Source organism: Photorhabdus akhurstii (assembly GCF_018448925.1).
GTDB lineage: Bacteria > Pseudomonadota > Gammaproteobacteria > Enterobacterales > Enterobacteriaceae > Photorhabdus > Photorhabdus akhurstii.
The window spans coordinates 1-205 of the sequence record NZ_RCWE01000181.1 but is presented as its reverse complement, the minus strand read 5'-3'; the positions used below and the strand labels follow the sequence as shown (position 1 = coordinate 205).

1 protein-coding gene is annotated in these 205 nt (G+C 51.2%); it reads left to right on the top strand.

Annotated features, from left to right (window positions below):
- A partial coding sequence (locus EAE93_RS24230) for a zinc ribbon domain-containing protein (protein ID WP_214040757.1) occupies window positions 1-205 on the top strand: 205 nt, incomplete at both ends.

Genomic DNA, 205 nt, shown 5'->3' with positions numbered 1-205 from the left:
GAAAACCAAGCGATAATTGTTGAGACGCTGAAATCGGCCAACATGATGAAGAATCCCAGGCTGGCTCGCGCTATCGGCGATGCGGGCTGGCATGGCTTCATCAAGAAACTGGAATACAAAGCCGCAGAGAAAGGGGTTCATCTGGTGAAGCTGGATCAGTGGTTCGCCAGTTCGAAAACCTGTCACTGTTGCGGTCACAAAATGC